The 19,969-nt window shown below is 47.5% G+C and carries 14 protein-coding genes; all 14 read right to left on the reverse strand.

The features are described from left to right. Nucleotides 1-1,320, reverse strand: a complete 1,320-nt coding sequence (locus tag KTO58_RS13350) for an ATP-binding protein (protein WP_225860245.1) — start codon at nt 1,318-1,320, stop codon at nt 1-3. A 2-nt stretch (nt 1,321-1,322) separates the two neighbouring features. Next, entirely contained in the window at nt 1,323-5,468 is a 4,146-nt protein-coding gene (locus KTO58_RS13355) for a contractile injection system tape measure protein (protein WP_095838894.1), read from the reverse strand. Nucleotides 5,469-5,471: 3 nt separating this feature from the next. Next, nucleotides 5,472-8,336 carry a baseplate wedge protein gene (locus KTO58_RS13360; protein ID WP_095838893.1) on the reverse strand — a complete coding sequence of 955 codons (2,865 nt, stop codon included), beginning with the start codon at nt 8,334-8,336 and terminating at the stop codon, nt 5,472-5,474. Between the two features lie 28 nt (nt 8,337-8,364). Beyond that, entirely contained in the window at nt 8,365-9,153 is a 789-nt protein-coding gene (locus KTO58_RS13365; protein WP_095838892.1) for a hypothetical protein, read from the reverse strand. 40 nt (nt 9,154-9,193) lie between these two features. Continuing rightward, a complete protein-coding gene (locus KTO58_RS13370; protein WP_095838891.1) occupies nt 9,194-13,018 on the reverse strand; it encodes a baseplate J/gp47 family protein in 3,825 nt (1,274 codons plus the stop codon). A gap of 54 nt (nt 13,019-13,072) precedes the next feature. Continuing rightward, nucleotides 13,073-13,498, reverse strand: coding sequence for a GPW/gp25 family protein (locus tag KTO58_RS13375; RefSeq protein WP_095838890.1), 426 nt, complete (start codon nt 13,496-13,498; stop codon nt 13,073-13,075). Nucleotides 13,499-13,501: 3 nt separating this feature from the next. Then, nucleotides 13,502-13,792: a PAAR domain-containing protein gene (locus KTO58_RS13380; protein ID WP_095838889.1), complete on the reverse strand. Its 291-nt coding sequence runs from the start codon at nt 13,790-13,792 to the stop codon at nt 13,502-13,504. A 19-nt stretch (nt 13,793-13,811) separates the two neighbouring features. Continuing rightward, complete coding sequence (gene vgrG / locus KTO58_RS13385) at nt 13,812-15,641, reverse strand: type VI secretion system tip protein VgrG (protein ID WP_095838888.1); 1,830 nt, start codon at nt 15,639-15,641, stop codon at nt 13,812-13,814. A 3-nt stretch (nt 15,642-15,644) separates the two neighbouring features. Then, nucleotides 15,645-16,322, reverse strand: a complete 678-nt coding sequence (locus KTO58_RS13390; RefSeq protein ID WP_095838887.1) for a CIS tube protein — start codon at nt 16,320-16,322, stop codon at nt 15,645-15,647. Further along, nucleotides 16,319-16,486, reverse strand: coding sequence for a DUF5908 family protein (locus KTO58_RS13395; protein ID WP_157752978.1), 168 nt, complete (start codon nt 16,484-16,486; stop codon nt 16,319-16,321). Before KTO58_RS13395 ends, KTO58_RS13390 begins: the two co-directional genes overlap by 4 nt. Nucleotides 16,487-16,489: 3 nt before the next feature. After that, nucleotides 16,490-16,948: a phage tail protein gene (locus KTO58_RS13400; RefSeq protein ID WP_198314915.1), complete on the reverse strand. Its 459-nt coding sequence runs from the start codon at nt 16,946-16,948 to the stop codon at nt 16,490-16,492. 80 nt (nt 16,949-17,028) lie between these two features. Then, nucleotides 17,029-17,505: a phage tail protein gene (locus tag KTO58_RS13405; RefSeq protein ID WP_095838886.1), complete on the reverse strand. Its 477-nt coding sequence runs from the start codon at nt 17,503-17,505 to the stop codon at nt 17,029-17,031. A 33-nt stretch (nt 17,506-17,538) separates the two neighbouring features. Continuing rightward, nucleotides 17,539-19,041, reverse strand: a complete 1,503-nt coding sequence (locus tag KTO58_RS13410; protein WP_095838885.1) for a phage tail sheath family protein — start codon at nt 19,039-19,041, stop codon at nt 17,539-17,541. A gap of 18 nt (nt 19,042-19,059) precedes the next feature. Beyond that, nucleotides 19,060-19,875: a hypothetical protein gene (locus KTO58_RS13415; RefSeq protein WP_095838884.1), complete on the reverse strand. Its 816-nt coding sequence runs from the start codon at nt 19,873-19,875 to the stop codon at nt 19,060-19,062. Nucleotides 19,876-19,969 lie beyond the last annotated feature (94 nt).

Here is a 19,969-nt window from a genome sequence, read left to right on the forward strand (position 1 = left end):
CTATACTGTTTTTCCTTCTTTGCCGAATTCCCGGCGAATACCTGTCATCACATCTATCAACCGAATGAAAGGTGTTTGATGTTTAAGTGCCATGAGGGCGGCATAGCGGGTTACGTTGATGATGGCGCCGCCGGCGATTTCATATTTATCGGCTATATCTTCCAGGTTCAGCTGCGGATCGAGTCCTATTTTGTCGGGGAAGGATTGTTTCCACAGGCGCAGCCGTTGTTCGGGGCCGGGCATGGAGAATTGCACCATGGACTGGAAGCGGCGTCCGAAAGCTTCGTCGATATTTGCACGCAGGTTGGTCGCGAGGATCACCATACCCGGAAAGTCTTCTATACGTTGCAGGAGGTAAGCTACTTCCTGATTAGCATATCTATCGTTGGAGCTACTGGTATTAGTGCGTTTGCCGAACAAGGCATCTGCCTCGTCGAAAAAGAGTATCCAGTGTTTGTAGACGGCCTTATCAAATACATGAGCCAGGTTTTTTTCCGTTTCTCCAATGTATTTGGAAACGATCATGGATAGGTCTATGCGATATACATCGTGTCCGTTTGCTTTTCCCAGCAGGCAGGCGGTGAGTGATTTACCTGTACCCGGGGGGCCATAAAAGAGGGCCCGGTATCCCGGTTTGATCTTACGGGCCATACCCCAGTCGTTCATCAGCTGGTCTCCGTGTGCAATCCAGGCTTGTATTTCCTCCACTTCATCCATGGTTTGTTCTTCCAATACGAGATCGGACCAGTCTAGTGCAGTTTGGATCCTTTTTGCCGGGAATAGCGGATCGTCATCGGGCTGATGGGGTATTCCCAATGTGAAATAGTTGATATAATCTGGATAAAGGTTCAGTGCGCCACTTAACATTGGTTCGCCTGTTGTCGGCGGATGAATGCGTAATATGTGATGGCGGGTGAAAAAGTGATCCGCAGCGAACATCGTCATCAGGCGGAGACGTGCTGACAGGTCTGTGGCCCCCAGCAGGAATGCGGCGGTTTCTCCTGTTGGCAGAAAGCCTCCATGTTGTTGTCCTTTAATCCCTCCGAATTCAGTGAATCCTCTATCGTATGTTGCATTCCTTACGAAAAATATATCCAGCAACTGGGGGCGTATGTGGGGCGTTAATGTCAACAAAAGTAATAGCCTTTCTTCTGAGGTCATTTTATAGTAATCCACTATCTGAGCATATACTGACCCATCCTGCAATCCAGGAGGAGCTGGTATTTCCTCGCCGGCGCCATCGAAGTAATTTTTCATGCGGATAGAAATCACTTCGCGGAGCCATTCCAGTTCTGTTTCCAGTACGGCTACATTTTGCATAGTTAATTGTATGTCCATTCTGTATATATGTAGTTGGGCATCCAGGCATTCCTGATCATGCCTATTCCCCAAGGTAATGATTGCAAAAGTATGTCATATCCCCTGGGTTCTACTCTCAGCCACCAATCTTCTTCTTCTTTCCATAATGCGCCGTCCCGTATCAGGAAGGAGCCTCTGAAACCATCTATAGAAGCGTTTTTCATTTTATCCCAGTTAGTCATCACTACTGTTATCAGTTGGTCTGCCATTGCTTTTTCAGCACCTGTGAGTGCTACTTCATAGGGTAATGTTTCTTCCAGTGGATAATTACACATGATCTTGTTGAGGGTGAGCAGATGTTCTGCATGGCCTTCTTGTCCACAAGCCATATACTGCAGCAAATGGATGGCTCGTTGCTGTGCGGCTTGATCTACAAACTGTCCGTCATGCAGCCAGCCCAGTTGTGTAAAACAAAACGGCAGGAACGGATGCAGGAGGATCAAGCCGGCGTTGTTGACATATAGTTTATCGTCTCTGATATCAAGGGAAGCGGGCTGTTGCCCGGTGATTAATGTCTGTTCTTCCGGCGCTTTATTGCCAGCGGGAGATGTTATCTCTGTTTGCGGTGCGGACTTTTTATGCAGGTCTTGCCAGCTCTCGTCCTGTTGTATCAACTGACGTTTTGCGGCCAGTATTTCGGAGTACATCGCTGTAATCACTTTGTGCATTGTTACGGATGCGGATGCTTGGTAGGCTGCTGTATCATTGTTTTCGCCCTCTTCATATGCTTCCAGCAGCTTATCCAGGAGATATCGGCTCGTCCGCATTTCGCGACCAGATAACCATTGCAGGAATTGTTGTAAATACTCTTTTGATCCGGCGATATGATATTCCCTATTTAGTAGTCCAAGATTGTATTCACGGAATAGTATCTGCAAGCGTTCTCTTTCATAGCTATCTGTTATGATGCCGGCGAAATAGGTGTGCCAGGTGGTATAAGCGGCTGACAGGTTATAACTGCCATATGTATCCGTATCTGACAGGATATTATGAAATGCCACGTCGTCCAATCCGGTGGCCAGTAGCCGGATCATACTATGTTGTTGTAACAAGCTGCTATAGATACGTCGTCGTTCCTGCAAGTTTTTGCTACACGTTTCCTTTACGAGTGAGATCAGGTCACTGAGCTGTTCGTTTTTTACTGCAGCAGGCGATTGCAATGTTGCCCACCATTTCAATTGGTCAACCTGCTCATATGCTGTCAGTTGTTGGAGCCATGCGGCAGGCAGGTTGTGGCTGCCAGGTGTTGTGAACAATGCGAATAGTTGTAACCTGGCTTCCAGCTGCTGGCCGGGAGTTTCGAGCAGGTCCTGCACCTGTGATGGTTGTTGCTGATACCATAACCGGAGGGCCAGCCATAGCATTTCATTTCTAAGTGCCAAAGGCCAAGTTGACCATCCTTCCGGTCCGTTGCCTGTTTGCAGGAAATGCTGCAGCAGGTTTTTTATTTCGGCCAGCAGGTCATGTTGTTCTGTTATTGTATTGAGGGTATCAAATTGCCGGAGCTTACGCAGCAGATTGGGGCCAGCGCCGATCACTGTTGTAGCAAGGCGGCTACGTTCATTTCTATTTTTTTCTTCTTCTGTAGCTAGCGTTATCCATGATAAATCCAGCAGGTCTGAAAGCCAGCTTTCTACCAGGATCTTTACCTGTGTATCTGGTACAGATAACAATTTCAGCAGGTGGTGAGGTACGGCGGGTTGTATATTCCAATTCATTTTCCGTTCGCGTAGCAGGCCTGGGAAAAAGGCCTGTAACCAGCCCAGCAACCGACCTGTCAGCCAGGTGGTAACTGATCCGGAGTAGGAACCTGCTTCGGAAGGAAGTTGTCCATACAGCAGGTAGTATTCCAGCCACTCCAATGCGGGCCTGGCCGCTGCATTATCTCTCCTATCCTGTTGTTGTGTATAACCGGACAATACCATGCTCCAGAGCCACTGCGGTTCCTTCAGTATTTCCATCTCCCAACTCCTGGTAAGTTCTCTTACCTGTTCTTCCACCAGTTCTTCTGCTTTGCTCCATTTATCCAGCCATATGAAGTAATCACTTATTAATGTATCCTGCAGCTGTATACTTCTCAATGCTTGTTTCCAGACATAGTAGATAGCGGGTAAATCGATGCCTGCTTCTACGGATAGTCTTCTCAGGGTTGCCTGTAGTATTGTATGGGCTTGCAGCGGTGCATCTCCGGTCTGCAACCAGGATTGCCATATTGCCAGTACCAGGGAGGTTTTCCATTGGGCGGGGGTTATCCGGAATAGTGATACATTATTGAGGATAGCGTTATATAGTATTTCATAACTGCGTGCGGCTACTGCCTGTGTATCTGTGACCGCGATGATCTTAAACAAGGTATCTATCCTGACCTGTGATAATATACGCGATACGATCGTGTGGTTGTTGCCTATATACCTCATTATGGTAAGTACATCTCCGGGGGATTGTTCGAGCAGCTGTTGGATCAGGCTATCAATCGCGTAATGTGCATACTGTTTTCCCCACCAGGGTATGGCACCTGTTGTCAGCTGGTATAATAACAGGTCTTTCAGCAGGCCGGTATATATGTATTCCCCTGATCGTGCTGGGGACTTGTTTACGGCGAGGTCATTATTTACTTCTTCGCCAGGCATGTTATCTGCTACCCACTGACTCCATTGTTGCGCTATTTCCGATGAAACAAGGTATGGTGATGATTGGCGTTGTTTGTCTATAGCCAGACGTGTCTGTTGCGGATACTTGCGTAACATATTATGCAAATGCCGGGCTAGCCAGGTAGTTGGTGATGACTGTGGTGTAATGGCGATTTCGTCCCACAGCTCTTGTACCAGCTTGTGTTGTTGAGAGGAGGCCACCAGGGCGCTGGCGTACCATTCCTGTAATTGTTCCAGGTGGTATTCCAACAATGCGGACTGATCGCTGTAAGCCCAGACCAGTAATGTACGCTGTAAGGTGGCGGAGAAGATATCTTTCATCCGTTCTCTCCACTCCTGGTATGGCAGGGCGGACATCCACCATTCTGCCAGTCGGTATATTTGTTTTGAGGCAAGGGTGTCCGCCATCTCTTTTAATTCATTGCGTGTATAATGCTTTGCCCAATGAGGCAGGGAGCCATGCTGAACGTAGTATTGCAGTACTGACCACTGTGTTACCGGATCGTCTATATTGTCTGTTATGGTACTGGACGGATCTTCTTCTTTGTCCGGACCGGCGATGTTATCTTCTTTATATAGCTGTGTAATAAAATAGATCAAGCCGGTTGGCGCAATGGTATGTTGATAGTTTTGCAATCCGTCGTAGAACAATTGCAATAGTTGCTGATAAGAAGTATTAAAGTGCCTGGCCAGTGCTGTCAGGTTACTTCGGAGAAATTGGCGGCGATTGAATTCGTTGCCATGTTCTTCTGCGAGATAGCGGAGAATAAAAAGCCATACAGCTTTCTGCAGTTCATCGCTTTCCGTTTGTATCACCTGTTTCTTTTGCTGCACTTTTACGATCCCTACGCTGTATTCAAATATAAAGGCGCTTTCTGCCGGTGCCAGCAAGTTGATGATATCCCTGATGGTTTCTTCGGAGAACTGGTATACCATTCGTTTACGTGCCTGTGATCGTTTTGCAATATCCAACAGGAAAGCAGGCATCCTTCCGGTATCTTCCTGGAGTAATTGCCGGATCAATGTATCGGGATGTTGCCGTTCTGATGCATTAGCCCACCAGGGTACCGCTCCGGTAAGCAGATAATATTCCAGCAGTTCGTATCTCCTGTCGACTGTTTTTTTGCTGGCTACTACGGCCTCTATCTGCGTGGTTGATGCATATTCTTTTTCTGACAACAGATTTTTCAGTGCGTCCTGCAGTGCCTGCAGCAATCTTTCCGGCAACAGCGCTTCCAGGTCTTCTTCGGCTACTGTGCCGAGGTCGACCTCCAGTTGTCCGATGGCGTACACCTGGTCTTCAGGCGTCATCATATTAAACGCCCTTTCTGTAACGGCAGCCAGGTGATGATGAAACAGATTGCTAAGTCGTTCCTGCATTGCATATCCCATATTACCTGACAGGTAGCGTGCATCCATTTTAAACTCACGGATAATATGTTTGTGTTGCTCATTCATACGTCAAAATGCGGGAGCCAGGTATTTTTCATCTGCCAGGTAACGTATCAAGGCTGTTTTTGTCAGTTGATATCTAAATGATGCGGTGTCCTCCTCCTGTTGTTGCATTGCTTCTCTCCATGGGAAGTAGTAGGATTCGAATTCGTGCATAGCGGCTACTCCCAGCCATTTGTATGTCAATTTTATTTGTGCCGGCGTGTTTTCCTTTATGAGTTCCTGTGCAGCCACTCTGAATTCGGGTACCTGGAATCTTGCCGGCCAAGCGGGGAACAACATCGACATTCTGAATTTGAAGAAGTCTTCATTCAGGATATTCCGATCATCATGTTTTACATAGTACTGTATCTGTCTTTGATGCTCCGGATGTTGATTAAGTTCTGTCAGGTTAAACAACAATTCTTCTATTGTATTAATGGCTATGTGACGTAGTTCTTCGTCCTGAAAATGTCCGCGGGTGATAACGATTGAGTGATTACCTACTCTCATATATATTTTACAACGATCGCTCCAGCGGTCGAATATTTCTACGGCGGTATCTTCTGTCTGTGCGGGAAATTGGGCTATAAGCTGCTGCACCAGCTCCTCTCTTTTTTCGAATGACATCCATTCCACCTGTGTCATTAAACGTCTCCCATCTTTATTCAATATTCTGAATCCAAATGCCTTATCATCGAGATGTGGGCGTAGCAACAGGTGTTCTACGACGTAGAATCCTTCTGAGCTAACACTGATCTGTTGCAGTTGCCGGATCATGTGTTTGAGTGCCTTTGTTGCCTGATCTTTATTGCGTTCTCTGATGACGGCGGTCCATACTGGTTGTTTTTCCTGTTTATAGATCACCAGGTATTCTTTGTTTTCTTCGTCAGATATAATACGATAGTTTGCCAGGTCAAGGCCCATCCTGAGGAAAGATAGCGGTTGTTGTCCATAATCGTAGCGGCGGTCTGCATGCCTATGTTCGGGCACCAGCACCCTGATATCTTCTTCTTTTTGTTGATAGATGCGTTCTGACCAGATAGCGGGTGTATCTGTTGTACGGCCGACTACTGCGACTTTCCAGGCTGGGGTATCAAATACGGCTGTCAGCGGTTGTTGTTTATCGCTGGTGATGTGTAATAGTTTATACAGCAGTGTATCGTATCCTGGCAGGGGTTCTCTTCCATCATACCGGAGATAGTTATATGATTGTACGCGTTTGCTGGTCAATCCGGTTACGTGAGTCAGTATATCGGATTTCCATTTCAGCGCAGCATTGATCCTTTTGCTGCCGGTTCTGGTGATATAGAATTGTTCGTATAATACTACAAAATATTTATGCAGCTGGATATTAAAGCGAGCGAGCAGGTGGTCGAGTATTTTGTGTTTGCGTTGACGGTAGGTGAGATCTGATTCCAACCCCTGTTTTAATGCTCTGACGTATTCGTTATTCTTATCTGCCATAAATGATTCCCATCCTGTGCTTGTCTTATCTGTACCTTTATTGTTAAAGGCCTGCAATAGTTCATTTATATAAGGCACATCGTAGAGCGGTTGAACGGCATAGGTAGCGGGGTACAGATCATCGGTAACGGGTGCGAAGAAGTCTCCTATCTGTTGCAGCTGAGCGAGGTAGTTTGCCATCAGTTGTTCGAAGAAGAGCAGGTATGCTTTCAATTGTCTGGCCTGTGCCTGTTCTGGCAGCGGTGCATCTTTGGGCAAGCGGTTATATTCGCCGGTGTGATAGATGTGTGGGAACAGGTGTTGTATGGAATGATAGGTACCGATATCGCGATATTGTCCATTCAGGGACAGTAGCAGGTTGCCGGTTCGCTGGCCTACAAAGTTACGTTTTGCCACGATCTTCACCTGTTGATAAGTATTCCAGAATGCAGCATCTTTACTCCGTTCTTCATATTTATCGCTAAATATCCGGATATCATGCATTTCAGAGGATATTCGAATAAAGGGATAATGTTGTTCTTTTACATCGATTGGTCTGCTGGTGTATTGTCCATCTTCGCCGGCGATGAGCAGCGATTTCACTTTAATAACGCCATCTACCATTGATACGGCTTTGATCAATTCTGCGGGATCTACTCTTTTTATACGCGGTTTGAGGTCGGTATCGATTACAAATCCTTTTCGCAGCAGCGGGCCGGTATATATATGTTCTATGGATACTCCCATGTGTAATAGTTCTGTTTCTGTAAAGAACCGTACGGGAGGGTGTATAGTAAATTCGAATGCATTGCAGATCTTGGCGGTGATGGCCTGGGCGTCTTTTCGCCAGTCTACCATTACCTCTGCTTTAATATAGATATCCTGCGGGATGAGGAGCCTGGGTGTTTCGAAGTCATGTGCTATATTACGATGTGTATGCAGGCATTCTTTAACCAAATTGATAACGGCTTCTGCAGCAGAGGGATTTTCCTGCAGCCGCACGGCGGTTTCATCTTCTGCCTGTACAAAAACCTTGAACAGTCCTTTATCACAACCTGCCCTGGTGTTATTGGCAGTTGGTTGTTCTATCCATATATTTTCTATCTGATCAATTTCATCCAGCACCAGTTTGCGATAATCGTTGGCGGTGACTGGTCCGGAAGTCAGGATATCTGCTTTAGTAAAGAAGCTATGGAGTTTTCCATCTATCTTTCCATGTTTGTCGGCCAGGATATCTTCTATTGGAAAATCTGTTTTGTAACCCAGGTCTGTGATGGCATAACACAGGTGTTCGAGGATGGTGATCCCCGGGTCATGGATATTGTAATCTGTCCATATTCTGCCGGATAGTTCCTGTACTTTTTCTATAGCCTTTTTACGCAGGAAGGCATAGTCTGTAGAGGGAGGTCCGGGTATACGTTCCAGTTGTACAGGTTTAATAGCTGTCATAACGTATCATTTTTCGGATAGTTCCTGTTTAGTAGTAATATTCATCCGGCAGGAATTGTTCATCGCTCCATAGTCTGGCTATCTGGTAGTATACATCTATGCCAGCGCCATAGTTGCTATTGGTGCGCAGTTGCAGCTCATAATTATGTGTATGACCTTTTTTCCAACGTAGTTTTATTTTATTCCAGCAGAATCCGAAGAAGGCACAGCTTTGGCGGACTTTATTATGTCGTCCGCCGAAGGCGCTGACAGCATAGGCATGCATCATGGCGAAGCGGCCGGTACCTTTTTTGCCGGTCCGGGCGATCACTTCAAAAGCCTGACAATTGTCCAGGTCGGCCAGGATGGTTTGCCATTTGCCATTGGCGGCGATCTTTCCGGTTTTGAAGGTGCCTGTACGTCCTTGCATGGCAACGAACCCGTTGATATCTACTTTAACATCCGGGCTAGCTTTTTTGCCTATGCCTAAGCTACCATCGAGGTGGAAGAAAAAGCTTTTTTCATCTTGTCCGGTTTCTTGTCTGCCTGTGTCGAAGGGTTGCATGCGCAAGCCGGGTTGTTGTCCTTCTTCCTTTTCGATCAGGAAAAAGGGATCGAGGTCGTCGGTGGTGCGATAGAAAGAGATCAGGCGTCTGGATTGTCCTAATGTAGATATGAGGAGGCCATTCTGTTCGTCCTTTAGAAATCCATCTTCATGCTTATTGATCGTGGAATCGATCAGGTAGGCGAAGTGATTTTCGTTAGGCATTACGCCATTTTTGAAGTACTGTTTGAGTTCTTCTCTTCTGTATATTTTATTGTTCTTTATATCGTCCATATGCGTATATTTTTATAAAGGGGCCAGTGTTATTTACTTGTTATCTGCCGGCACTACTGATGGTGATGGTGAGCATTTCTTCCTGATCCAATATTTCACGGGGAATGATCTCTGGTGGTGGCGAGGCTTGTTTAGCTTTACCGATCAGGAGTTCATCATGGATCTGTAACATACCTATACCTAGTGGTTGTTGTTCCTGGTATTCATATTTATCGCCCAATACGGTGATGAGGTGTTGGTCGGAAGGGATCAACACCCCCTCTGCTACGGAGGGCCGGATGAATGGGATATCGCCCTGGGCGGTATCTATTACATGGCCGATTTTCCGTCCGTTGAAAGGATGTGTGGTCATATAGACATGTACCAATGAGAATGCGGTAACATATTCCACATAGGGTAGTTTATGTATATAATTCATCAGTTCGGAGCGGTACAGATTACTGCCTATTTTCAAACTGGAGGCTTCGTCAAACAGCCAGGGGCAGATATACTGGCGAATATCCTCTGTGAGCCTGGTCAGGTAGTAACTATTGTTATGGACGTTGCTTTTTTCGAATTTGATCTGACAGACGACCTTAACCTTCTCGTATACGGGGTTTCTGATTTCTACTTTCAGGGAAGGAAATAATGTTTGTTGTACGAAGCGGTTGATACGGAACAACGTTGTTAGTGCTACTTTGGGTTCTGCGGAGAGGAATTTCCCATTATCTGATTGCCGCGGGACGACGACCATACGAATGTCTGCATCGGTATTAAACTCGTACTGTTCGGCTTCTGTGGCGGAGAATACTTTTACGATTCCTACTTCCGGAAATGTCTGCAGCATTACCTGTGCTATATCGATGCTGGTGAGTGCGCGTTGTTTATGGCGTAATCTTTCGCTGACGCGGGTATAGTATTCTTTGTCAGACTCTCGTTTTCTGCCACCGAACGAAGGGAACAGCTGCCATATTTTCTGTATGGTCTTCAAGTCTGATTTTAGTTTTTTGATAGCGTTGCCAGGTATCCACAGTTGTTGTTCCAGGCTACTTCCCTCTTCATCGATGATCCTTTCGGCTATGCCTGCATTGGGGAATATGCCTATTACTCTGGGGTGGATGATACCTGCTTTTTTCTGTGCTACTCTCAGCCAGTACAGGGAAGGGTCCATCAGGGGATTTCCTTTTTTTATGCCAGCCGGTATTTTTAGTTTGATGATACCGGTACCGGAGAGATGGCGGGTACTATCGGAGAGTATGTGTTCCTGTGTGAAAGGCTTCCATCCCTGTTCGTCGAGGTAGCTCCATTCTATGAGCGGGGCATCCAGGACGGTGCTGCTGTAGTGTTCTTCTTTCAACTGGAAGAGCAGGCTGAGTTCTTCCTGCGGGATGAGATCGTTGAAGCCGATGTATAAGTTAGCCTGGTTTTCGAAATCGGGTAGTAGTGGGAAGATGTTTCCTCCGCTTCTGGGATATACCTGCTGGCATCCGAAGGGGCAGACATGGAATACTTCTGTTTCTATTTCTTTTTTAGAACCGTTAACGCCGATCAGTATTTCAGCATGTTCCAGTTCATAGTTAATGCTGATGGATTTAGCCATGGGGGCGTAAGGGGCGTTGGGTAACGGGCCTTTCCGTTTCTTTTTGGCATTTTCCATCACTGCGGACGGAAATATCTGAGCGAACAGGTTATGTCCAAATCCTTCGGAAGGCCGGGCTAATTCCAGGCGTACCACGCCGTTGTTGTAGAAGTTTTTGAGTGTGTCTGCGTCTGCGGACAGCAGCATTCCTTCCGGGAAGGTGATCTTCCGGAAGTCTATACCACGTATGCGGGTGGTATCGGACAGGTGGATATTACCTTCGTTATCGCGAGTGGTTTCGAACAAGTGAAAGAGTTGCTGGTCGTCTGGTTTAGGCAGGTACATTCCATCATTGAGGCCGCTGATGCCTACCTGGAATGCATTATTTGTCATTCCGGCGCGATAGGCTGCATAGTAACTGTCAAAGCCATCTTTTTCTCTAGGGAGGTTCAGCCAGTTGATCCTGATATTGAAGTTCCGGGTATACTTATTGAATACGTTGGTGCTGCGAATATCGAGGAAAGCGCCGACGGCGGGCTGTGTACCGAACAGATAAAAAGGGTTGGCGGCGTTGAGTTCGCCCGTCATGCCATAGAGTTTTAGTGAACGGAAGCCGACGACTTTAGCATTTACGGCGACCCTTTCGAGTAAGAGATGCCGGAGGAATGAATAGGGATGATGTGCGCTGGCATTGTTGAGCAGCAGGCGTAACAATGGGTTAGCGGCGCTGTATTGTCCGCCATGTATGACCGGGTTATATACGACTACCGGGGGCTCTGCTGTTTCCAGTATGAAGCTGATCTCGAGGCTGCGGGCATTTGATTTATTCATCCAGCATTGTGCGCTATAACGTTCTACCTGTCGCCAGCCGGCGGCTGATGTATAGCTTATCTGGAATGCACCAGCTAATAATTCTCCCATGACGATGTCGACCCTTCTTCCGACCACTGCAGCATAGTTGTGTACATATGCCAGTAGTTGTTGAAACGTGAGCATATCGAAATACAGGGACAGGTGTATGCTTCGGCGGCCTTCCGGCAGGAACAGGACAGGCGATCCGATGATGAACCCGATATCGGTATCGCTCATGGTACGCTGTGCCGGGGAGCGGTCATGCTGGTCTTCTCCCATCAGGGGCCAGGTGTTTATGTTAGGATGTTCTGTTGTGAATGTGACGGGAGGTAGTATATTAGGCGTATCGGCAAAATGTTGTGCTTCGCGTATATCCTGATTTTTCACGGACTGGGCGCTTACCTGCAGGTAGTCGCTTTCGAACAAGGTATGTAGTGCCTGTATCTGTACTGGCTGTACTTTGAGTGGTTCAAGCATCTTATAGGTCAATGCCGGGGCATCTGGCTGTAAGGTGGCTATGAGCTGTTCGCCTACGGGAATGACGATTGTTCTTGCATTAGGTGCCGGCTCAAAACATACATGCACCTGATCGGGGGCCGGGTTTCTTTGTGTTATTCCTAATATATTCCGGTAGTATAGATTGAGGTGCCGTAGGGGCAGCTGATTGATATGTTGCTGCAGGTATTGATACAGGTCTGTGAAAGTAAATAAGAGACCGGTATGCGGGTGGTGTACGGGGGCTTCTCTTGGTGCGTTAAGGTAGTCCTGTGCAGATTTTGTCAGCTGGTAGAAGATCGCGCGGTAGTTATTGTATATTTCTTCCAGTGTGGCATATCCTTCGAATGAGAAGGCGGTATCCTGGCGGGTTTTGACTGCATGCGGGAAGAGCTGCTGTAAAGCTGTCTGTACGCTTAATGTACGAAAGCCACCCGGATGTTCTTTGGCTTCGCGGGGGAATAGTTGCTGCACGGTTTCTTCGCAATGCAGCAGCCTGGTCATATCTTGTTCTACACTGACCATTACGGCCTGCAGGTAGGACCAGATATGATAGGTCCGGTCGGCATGTTGCAGTTGGCTGAGGAAGTTCATCAGCAGCAATCCGATGTCGTACAGCAGTTCAAAAAATGCTTTGGTAGCATGGAATGCGATTTCGCTGTAGCCGGTGCTTTGCATGGTTTCGCGTATGCGCAGGTATTGCTCTTCATAAGCGGTAAAATCCAGGGCACCGGCAGAGATCATGAGGATGATGAGATCGGAGGAAAAGAATTCCCGCCAGTCTCCTTCCGGTATATTGTTAAAGTTGTAATAGGTAAACTGGGTGGACAGGTGAGAGAGGTACCTGATCAGTTCCTGAGAGGACCTATCATCCACTTTAACATATTCAGGCATCAACGTTTCGAGTTGCCTTTCTGCCTGGCTAATGCCATCCTGTATATGTACAAAAAAATTATCCATAAGTCCTGCTCCACATATCGTTAATAGTATAGCTGCGGAATATGCCGGGGAATTTTATTCTTCTTCCGGCAGGTTAGTTCCTTCTATGAGGTAGAATGGGTATACCATGTTATGCCGGGTATTGGTGGCGATGATGGTAAAGTGTAATTGTATATATAGGGCACCCTGTTGGAAAGTGCGATCTTCTACGGTAGCATTGATGAAGTTGATCCTTGGTTCATAGTTGAGTAATGCGTGATAGATAATGTGATTGAGTTCGCTGATGAGTCTGGAGTCGGCGACTTCAAACACCAGTTTATGCAGGTTGCAGCCGAATTCGGGTTGCATGATACGTTCTCCACGTATGGTACCGAGGATGATACGGATGCTTTCTTCGATGTCTGCTATATCGGATACCATTAGTACGGTACCCGCTGTTTTATCGAAGGCGGGAGGGAAGCTCCAGCCTGTTCCGAGGAATGATCTTACTTCTGGCAGCATATGTTAACCTATTAATACGGTGGGAAATCCGAGGACGATGGTCCCTCCATGAGCGGTGAGGTCGCCCATGCGGGCGGCTGGTCTGCCACCGATCAATACGGTGAAGGACCCCATGACGATCATATCCGGAGGGCCGACGCATACGGCGGTATCTCCGGCGCAGGCCGCGGGGAGGCCTCCGATCAACACGGTTGGAGTTCCGGGGCCTGCGATGGGGCCACCTACATGCGGTACCAGTACGGTTACCAGGGGGCATGTATGCATATCAGTGAGTCTTGCGGCCGGTTGTCCCATAAGTTATTTTTTTAGTGATTTAATTGATCATTACGATTGCGCCCTGGATGATGGTAGTACCTGATGCGGACACCTGAGCGGACAGGTTACCGCTGCCGGTAAAGGCCATCTGAGCGGTATTATTGACATTGAGTCCGGATATGGCAACGTCCATCGGTGATGACAAGGTGATACCCAGGTCGCCGTTGACGCTTATTTTGCCAGACGCTTTTATATCGAGATTGGCCACGCTGGTGATGGTGATACCGGAAGCCGCTGTAGTGATATTATTGCCATTCTGATCTGTGATCTTAATTCCCATATCCATATCGCTCAGTACGATGGTGTTATTACCCGGCGTAATCAGGGTGATCACTTTTTTCTCATCGTCGAAGGTGACTTTCAGTTGGGCTTTAGTGACTAGTGCTTTGGTATAGTTCATATTATCTGCCGGTGTGAAAGGCGGTGTTTTCTGTTGGCTGTACAGGCATCCCAATATGATGGGGTATCTGGGATCGCTTTCGAGGAAACCTATCACTACTTCATCTCCGACCTCTGGGTAGAAGAAAGCGCCGGCGTTGGAAGTAGCGTAAAAGTTGGCTAATCTGGCCCAAGTGCCTGTCTGGCCTTCAGCCATGGAGGCTAATTTCACCTGAACGCGGTATTCTGCGCCCGGATCTTCTGAGATGGCTACTACTGTAGCCAGCTGCAGGCCGTTGATGGCAGGTAGTTGTCCGTTGGCGGGATATCCGGAGAAGTATTCTTTTTCATAGATCGCCTTGCTTTCCAGGCCGAATCGGACGTCGGTTGTCCATTTACCATCTTCCAGTGTATGGGTGACTGCTGATACGTAGGCGTCGCCGCTGAAGCGGGTGCCTACGCCCTGCAGTTCGATGAGGGTGTTGGGTAGTACGGTGGCATTTCCCATGAAGGATACGTTTCCGCGGGCAGCCTGCAGGCGTGCGCGTAGCAGGGTACTATTGGCCCATGTCTGCAATTCGTTTTGCAACATGGGAGTATTGGAGGTGAGCTGTTGTGCCGGTTGTCCGAGTGTACCTGCCAGCGTATTCATTGCCATGTTACCCTGTTTGTTGATGGTAGGTTCTGTTGCCTGGGAGTTGACCAATGTTTGTTGGCGGGGATCCCAGGCCGCAGCGGAGAGGGAAGGCGGTTGTTTTTCGGCATTCAGTTCTGCATGAAAGGAGATAATGGATTCTCCGAATGCGACCCTCAATATGGCGCTGGAGGACACTGCCGGGGGACCGACCACGATATCTTCCGGCGCCTGGGTAATGATATAACCATTGAATTCGGCTCTTGCCAGGAGGAAGTCCCAGTCTGTGGCAAATTTCTGGAAGGTGATTTCATTTATTCCGGAGGTTGCTTTTACGGAGGCGGACAGTCCGGCGTCAGATATCAAGGTGCTGATGATGTTACTATCGAGTTCGTCTGCGAACACGGCATCTTTTCGGCCCAGGGTCAGTTTTACGGCTTTATGTTTGCAGGTTACCTGTAATCTGAAGCTGCCATCTGTCATGACCTGTATGGCCTGTTTCACTACTATTCCGCTGAAGAGTAGGGCTTCTGCGGAGTTACCATACCCTGCTGTGATCTTTATGATGGCACCAGGTATAAAGTACTCGCTGTCGCTGGCAGGGAAGTCGGGTACTACGCCATCCTGGCTAACGGAGGCGGTGCTATCTTCTGATACGGAGCCATCAGAGAGTAGTATTTCCGCGTAGGATATTCTATTCACTTCATGGTGTATGGTGATGGCAATGACCGGGTATAGGTCCTGCATAGTTGTCCCATTGGCTGTAACGGTGAATCGGAGCGTAGGATCTGTAATATCTATCGGTGATGCTAACATGCGCTATTTCTTTAGCGGAGGAAAATATATCTCGTCTCCCGGTTGAATATCGTGAATGCTGTTCAGTCCGTTGATCCTGGCTACTTCCATATACCAGGAAGCGTGACCATAGATGCGGAATGCCATCAGGGGCAGTGTATCTCCTGCTTTGACGGTGCGGACATGTGTCAGGTCGGGGGAGCTCTTTTTGGACTTCATCAGTTTTTCGCTGAAGGCCACTGATTCGAGGACGCTTAGTCTAACGATCGCACGCAATGGTGATCCATCGGGATTGAACAAGGTATATTCTATTTTGATGCTTGAGCATACCCCGATGAATATGGGTGCAGTGCCGCCCCAGCTGATCTTTAGATAGTTAGGGCGATGTTCTGTTCCCTGGTAATCATAGACTACCCCTTTGAGCTTTTCTATATAGGCTTCTACGGTTCCTCCATCCAGTTTGACAATACCAGTACCATCTACCAGTAGTTCGAGGTCGATGGAACCGGACTCCATGCTGGAGAACACCTGTGTAGGTGCGCTGGCGCCGCTTTCTCCCGTCTTTTTATACCTGGCGGTATAATTGATGCTATACGATTTAGGATTGATCACGGCCTGGATGGAGCCTACCAATCCACTTTCGGCGGAAGGGTCGGAATAGCCGGTTATTTCGAGTTTTTGTAATGAACCTGAGCCTGTCATCTTTCCATATTGCGGTTAAGACCTTTCCATAATTTCTGCAGGCATTCGTCGATGATCTGTTCTTTCAACGTATCCAGTTCCTGCGGGGGAAGGGATTCGCGTTGTTGTGGTTTTTTATCTTCAACGGTGACCTTTACCACCAGTTCTCTTATTTCTATCGGCATACGTTAGGATGTTTTGGTAAAGTAATCGTAGGTGAGTTCCAATGTTTCTATTACCAAGTTGTTTTGTTCTGCTTTAAACGGTGATACATTGAGAGCTACTGGGTAGGCGTTGACCAATTGCCAGACGGATATTGGTGAAGTGCTACCCGGTGACATGAGATATACCGTGACCACTTTGGGCGTGAATTTGAACAGCTGAAATGTGTCTTGTGCCCAGCTTATGAGCGGTGATCCCTGCAGCATGCCTCTTTTGAGCATAAGGTTTTCATATTTCGGCGGTGTGGGGAGGCGACGGACGAATCGGTTCTCCCCTCCTTCTGTTACTTCAAGTGGTGTCATTTTTACGGAAAGGCCGCTGACTTCCTGGAAGCTACCTTCGTTGTCGCCGGTAAACCCCTGTACCATGACTTTAAAGTAAAAGCCTACGGGGGGATAATAATCTGCCATTTGGTTTGCCGGCATACAATTGGTTTTAATGAACAAGTACCTGCTGCTGCTGTCTTAAAGGACAGCGGCAGCAGGTTCAATTATCAGGAGAGGTATTATCCTTCGGAGGATACTTTAGGATTGGTCATGGACAACCCTTCGTGTGCTACTTCCATGGTTTCGATCGCGGCTTCGTTTGCATCTGATTTCATATCTGTTACGGTGATCTTAACGGGGAATGCGTTTTTGAGGGTCCAGCTCATGGCGACTTCATTTTTCTCGTCGAGTAAGCTGATCAGTATGGTGGATCTTTTGTAGGTGTTCATGGCGATGCCTGCGTATTTGGTCCACAAGGTCTTATCGCCTTTGAACGTACCTTTTTTAAAGGTGACGTTATTGAATTTCTGTATACCCGGCATTTTAACGGTAGAGTATATTTTGCTGCTGCCGCCGCGGTATTCGATGACCTGTGTTTCGGAAGTGAGGCCGGATACTTCCTGGAAGATGATCTCTGCGTCATCCCATTTCACCTGGAACGAGAATTTAACCATTGGCCAGGTGGCGGCTGATTGTGCTGCACCATTATCAGACATAGTAGTAAGTTTTTAATGAGATAAGTAATAAGGTTAAGATTGTTGCATCAGTTGCTGGAATGTGATGACGATGAATTCTGCAGGTCTGAGCAATGCTACTTTTACGGATATCAGCATTCTTCCATCTAATATATCCTGTGGTGTCATGGTGGCGCCCAGTCCTACCTGTACCTGGTAAGCATCTTCCGGTTTAGCGCCTGCGAGGCCGCCGCCTTTCCAGAGGTTGTTGAGGAAGTTCTCTATCATGCCCTGTACGGTCACCCAGGTGGACGCGTTGTTAGGTTCGAACACGTAGGAGCGGGTGGCTAGTTTAATGGACTGTTCGAGCATGATCAGTGTTCTTCTCACGTTGATGTATCTCCAGTCCTGGCTGTTACCATCCAGTGTTCTGGCGCCCCATACGAGTGTGCCTACGCCGGGGAAGGGCCGGATTACGTTAACAGATTTTCCGGAGATCACATCTATGTTCAGTGTTTCCTGTTGTTCGCTGGAGATGTTGATGAGGGGTTTGTTGACCATAGCCAGGGATACGTTGGCGGGGGCTTTCCAAACACCTTTGTTATTGTCTACCAGGGTATATATACCTGCGATGGCGCCGCTGGGGGGAAGTTTATTCAGTTCGGCCCTTAGCTGGTCCATGATACCCACATAGGTGGGGCTAGCTGCAAGTAAGGATTGGTGGTAGTTTTTGTTGGTTGCTTTATCTGTTTTACCCGCCTCTTTATATTTGCTGGTGATGCTTTTAACAGCGGGCTCGGGTAGTGTGGCGGTGAGGTCGATAGCGGCGTCCAGGTTTTCGAAGGTTACTTCTGACGGCTGTACGACACCGGTTTGGAGCCAGGGGTAGTAGGCAGCGCCATAGTTGAGGAAGCTGGTGCCTATCCCATCACGGAATGCCTGTATCTGTGTGCTGGTGGTGTCGGTTGGCTGTGCTTCTATGACATCCAGGAGGGCGAAGCAGCTCATCATGTTGGCACAATGTGCGAGTACTTCTGGATAGATGGTTTTGTATACGGTATCGGCATCTAATACGGTCACGTCGGGCATTAGGATGAGGGTCGGTTCTGTTTCTTTTTCGAGGATTTTGAGAGGGCTTTCTTTGTCTTTGCTTCCTATAAAATCTTCTGCTTTGATATCAAAGCCCGCTGTTTTATCTCCATAGGTATCTACGGAGAGGATATAACAGATGCTACCACCATTTGCATAGAATAGGCGTATGCTGTTATAGAGATAAGCCCGGAACTTATCATTGGGAGTCAGTACCACATGTTTACCATTTACGATGATGGTATCCTGTTTGGCTTTAGGATCGGGGTCTGCCAATGTGAATGTTTGTTTGATGCCTGCGCCAAAGTTTTCCAGGTACTCTGCGTAAGAGGTGATCCGGGTTGGTTTATTGACCAAAGATTTACCGAATCGCTCCGCTTTTTCGGTGTAGCCGATGAACACGGGGACGGCGGTAGCCACCGCGACGATGGAGCTTGGGAATGCATTTTGTTCCCTGATGTACACCCCGGGGGTCATTAGTTCTGACATGTGATATTGTTTTTGAGATTAGTATAAAAATATTTCTTTGTATTCTGCTGTATCTATGCTGTTGGTGCCAGCTGAGATATCAGCGGCGGCTGCGCCAGGCAGTACAGGTATGATGATCTTTTTTTTGTCTGGCGTTGGTTTGTCTATCAATTGAAATTTGTGGGAAGTGTTTTGCTGCAGGCTTACAGGCTGTTCGGAGGTGAACGTTTGTGCCGCGCTATTATCAGGCAATAACATTTCCTCTGGCCCGGTGAATGCCACTTGGCCATTGATGTCTATGATACCCGGTGCGATGAGTTTTTTGAGTGAGTCGCTCATGAGCACGTATCTCCAGTGCAGGGCACGTGCGCTGAACTGGATGATATAATCGGGTTGTATATCCTGGTGTAATTGCAGTACAATTACGCCGAAAGGTTTGACAAAAAATGGATGTGGGAAAATGTTTACAGGCATGAGGTCCTGTTCATTTACCACCTCATCCGGATGTAGCAGTCCGGGGGGGAAGGAGTTTTCGTTACTGAAGTAGAAAACGTGATCTCTTATTGATGAATAGTTGCCGGCGGTATAGTTATAGAACAAGGGATCGTGTAAGTCGAGATGGATTCTGATGGCGGCGAGGTCGTCTGTCAGTGCATCGCGGCTTCTTTTTTGTCCTGTCCGTCGTTCACGCAATATCTGAAAACCATTGAGCAGTGGTTTCAGCAGGAGTCCGTTCCGTTGCATTTGAGCGGCGGACCAGGCAGGGATGCTTACTTTCAGGGCGGTAAACAGGCCATTAAGAAAGTAGGTATGCCTGTAGTGAACAGCAGTTAATATCTCAAACGTTTGTCTCATTTGAAGATGACATTCCTAAGCTTAATTGGATGCTTGCTGGTTAGTTAGGCCACAAGTTGTTGTCCTATTATTGTCTGGTAAAGGATAAAACGGC

Source organism: Chitinophaga pendula (assembly GCF_020386615.1).
In the GTDB taxonomy this organism is placed as follows: Bacteria; Bacteroidota; Bacteroidia; order Chitinophagales; family Chitinophagaceae; genus Chitinophaga; species Chitinophaga pendula.

Bases quoted from the DNA above. Each gene is read 5' to 3' on its own strand.
- KTO58_RS13370 (WP_095838891.1), bottom strand. From the start codon at position 13,018: ATGGATAATTTTTTTGTACATATACAGGATGGCATTAGCCAGGCAGAA.
- KTO58_RS13395 (WP_157752978.1), bottom strand. From the start codon at position 16,486: ATGCCGATAGAAATAAGAGAACTGGTGGTAAAGGTCACCGTTGAAGAT.
- KTO58_RS13355 (WP_095838894.1), bottom strand. From the start codon at position 5,468: ATGAATGAGCAACACAAACATATTATCCGTGAGTTTAAAATGGATGCA.
- KTO58_RS13390 (WP_095838887.1), bottom strand. From the start codon at position 16,322: ATGACAGGCTCAGGTTCATTACAAAAACTCGAAATAACCGGCTATTCC.
- KTO58_RS13405 (WP_095838886.1), bottom strand. From the start codon at position 17,505: ATGTCTGATAATGGTGCAGCACAATCAGCCGCCACCTGGCCAATGGTT.
- KTO58_RS13365 (WP_095838892.1), bottom strand. From the start codon at position 9,153: ATGGACGATATAAAGAACAATAAAATATACAGAAGAGAAGAACTCAAA.
- KTO58_RS13360 (WP_095838893.1), bottom strand. From the start codon at position 8,336: ATGACAGCTATTAAACCTGTACAACTGGAACGTATACCCGGACCTCCC.
- KTO58_RS13375 (WP_095838890.1), bottom strand. From the start codon at position 13,498: ATGCTGCCAGAAGTAAGATCATTCCTCGGAACAGGCTGGAGCTTCCCT.
- KTO58_RS13350 (WP_225860245.1), bottom strand. From the start codon at position 1,320: ATGCAAAATGTAGCCGTACTGGAAACAGAACTGGAATGGCTCCGCGAA.
- KTO58_RS13415 (WP_095838884.1), bottom strand. From the start codon at position 19,875: ATGAGACAAACGTTTGAGATATTAACTGCTGTTCACTACAGGCATACC.
- KTO58_RS13400 (WP_198314915.1), bottom strand. From the start codon at position 16,948: ATGCCGGCAAACCAAATGGCAGATTATTATCCCCCCGTAGGCTTTTAC.
- vgrG (WP_095838888.1), bottom strand. From the start codon at position 15,641: ATGTTAGCATCACCGATAGATATTACAGATCCTACGCTCCGATTCACC.
- KTO58_RS13410 (WP_095838885.1), bottom strand. From the start codon at position 19,041: ATGTCAGAACTAATGACCCCCGGGGTGTACATCAGGGAACAAAATGCA.
- KTO58_RS13380 (WP_095838889.1), bottom strand. From the start codon at position 13,792: ATGGGACAACCGGCCGCAAGACTCACTGATATGCATACATGCCCCCTG.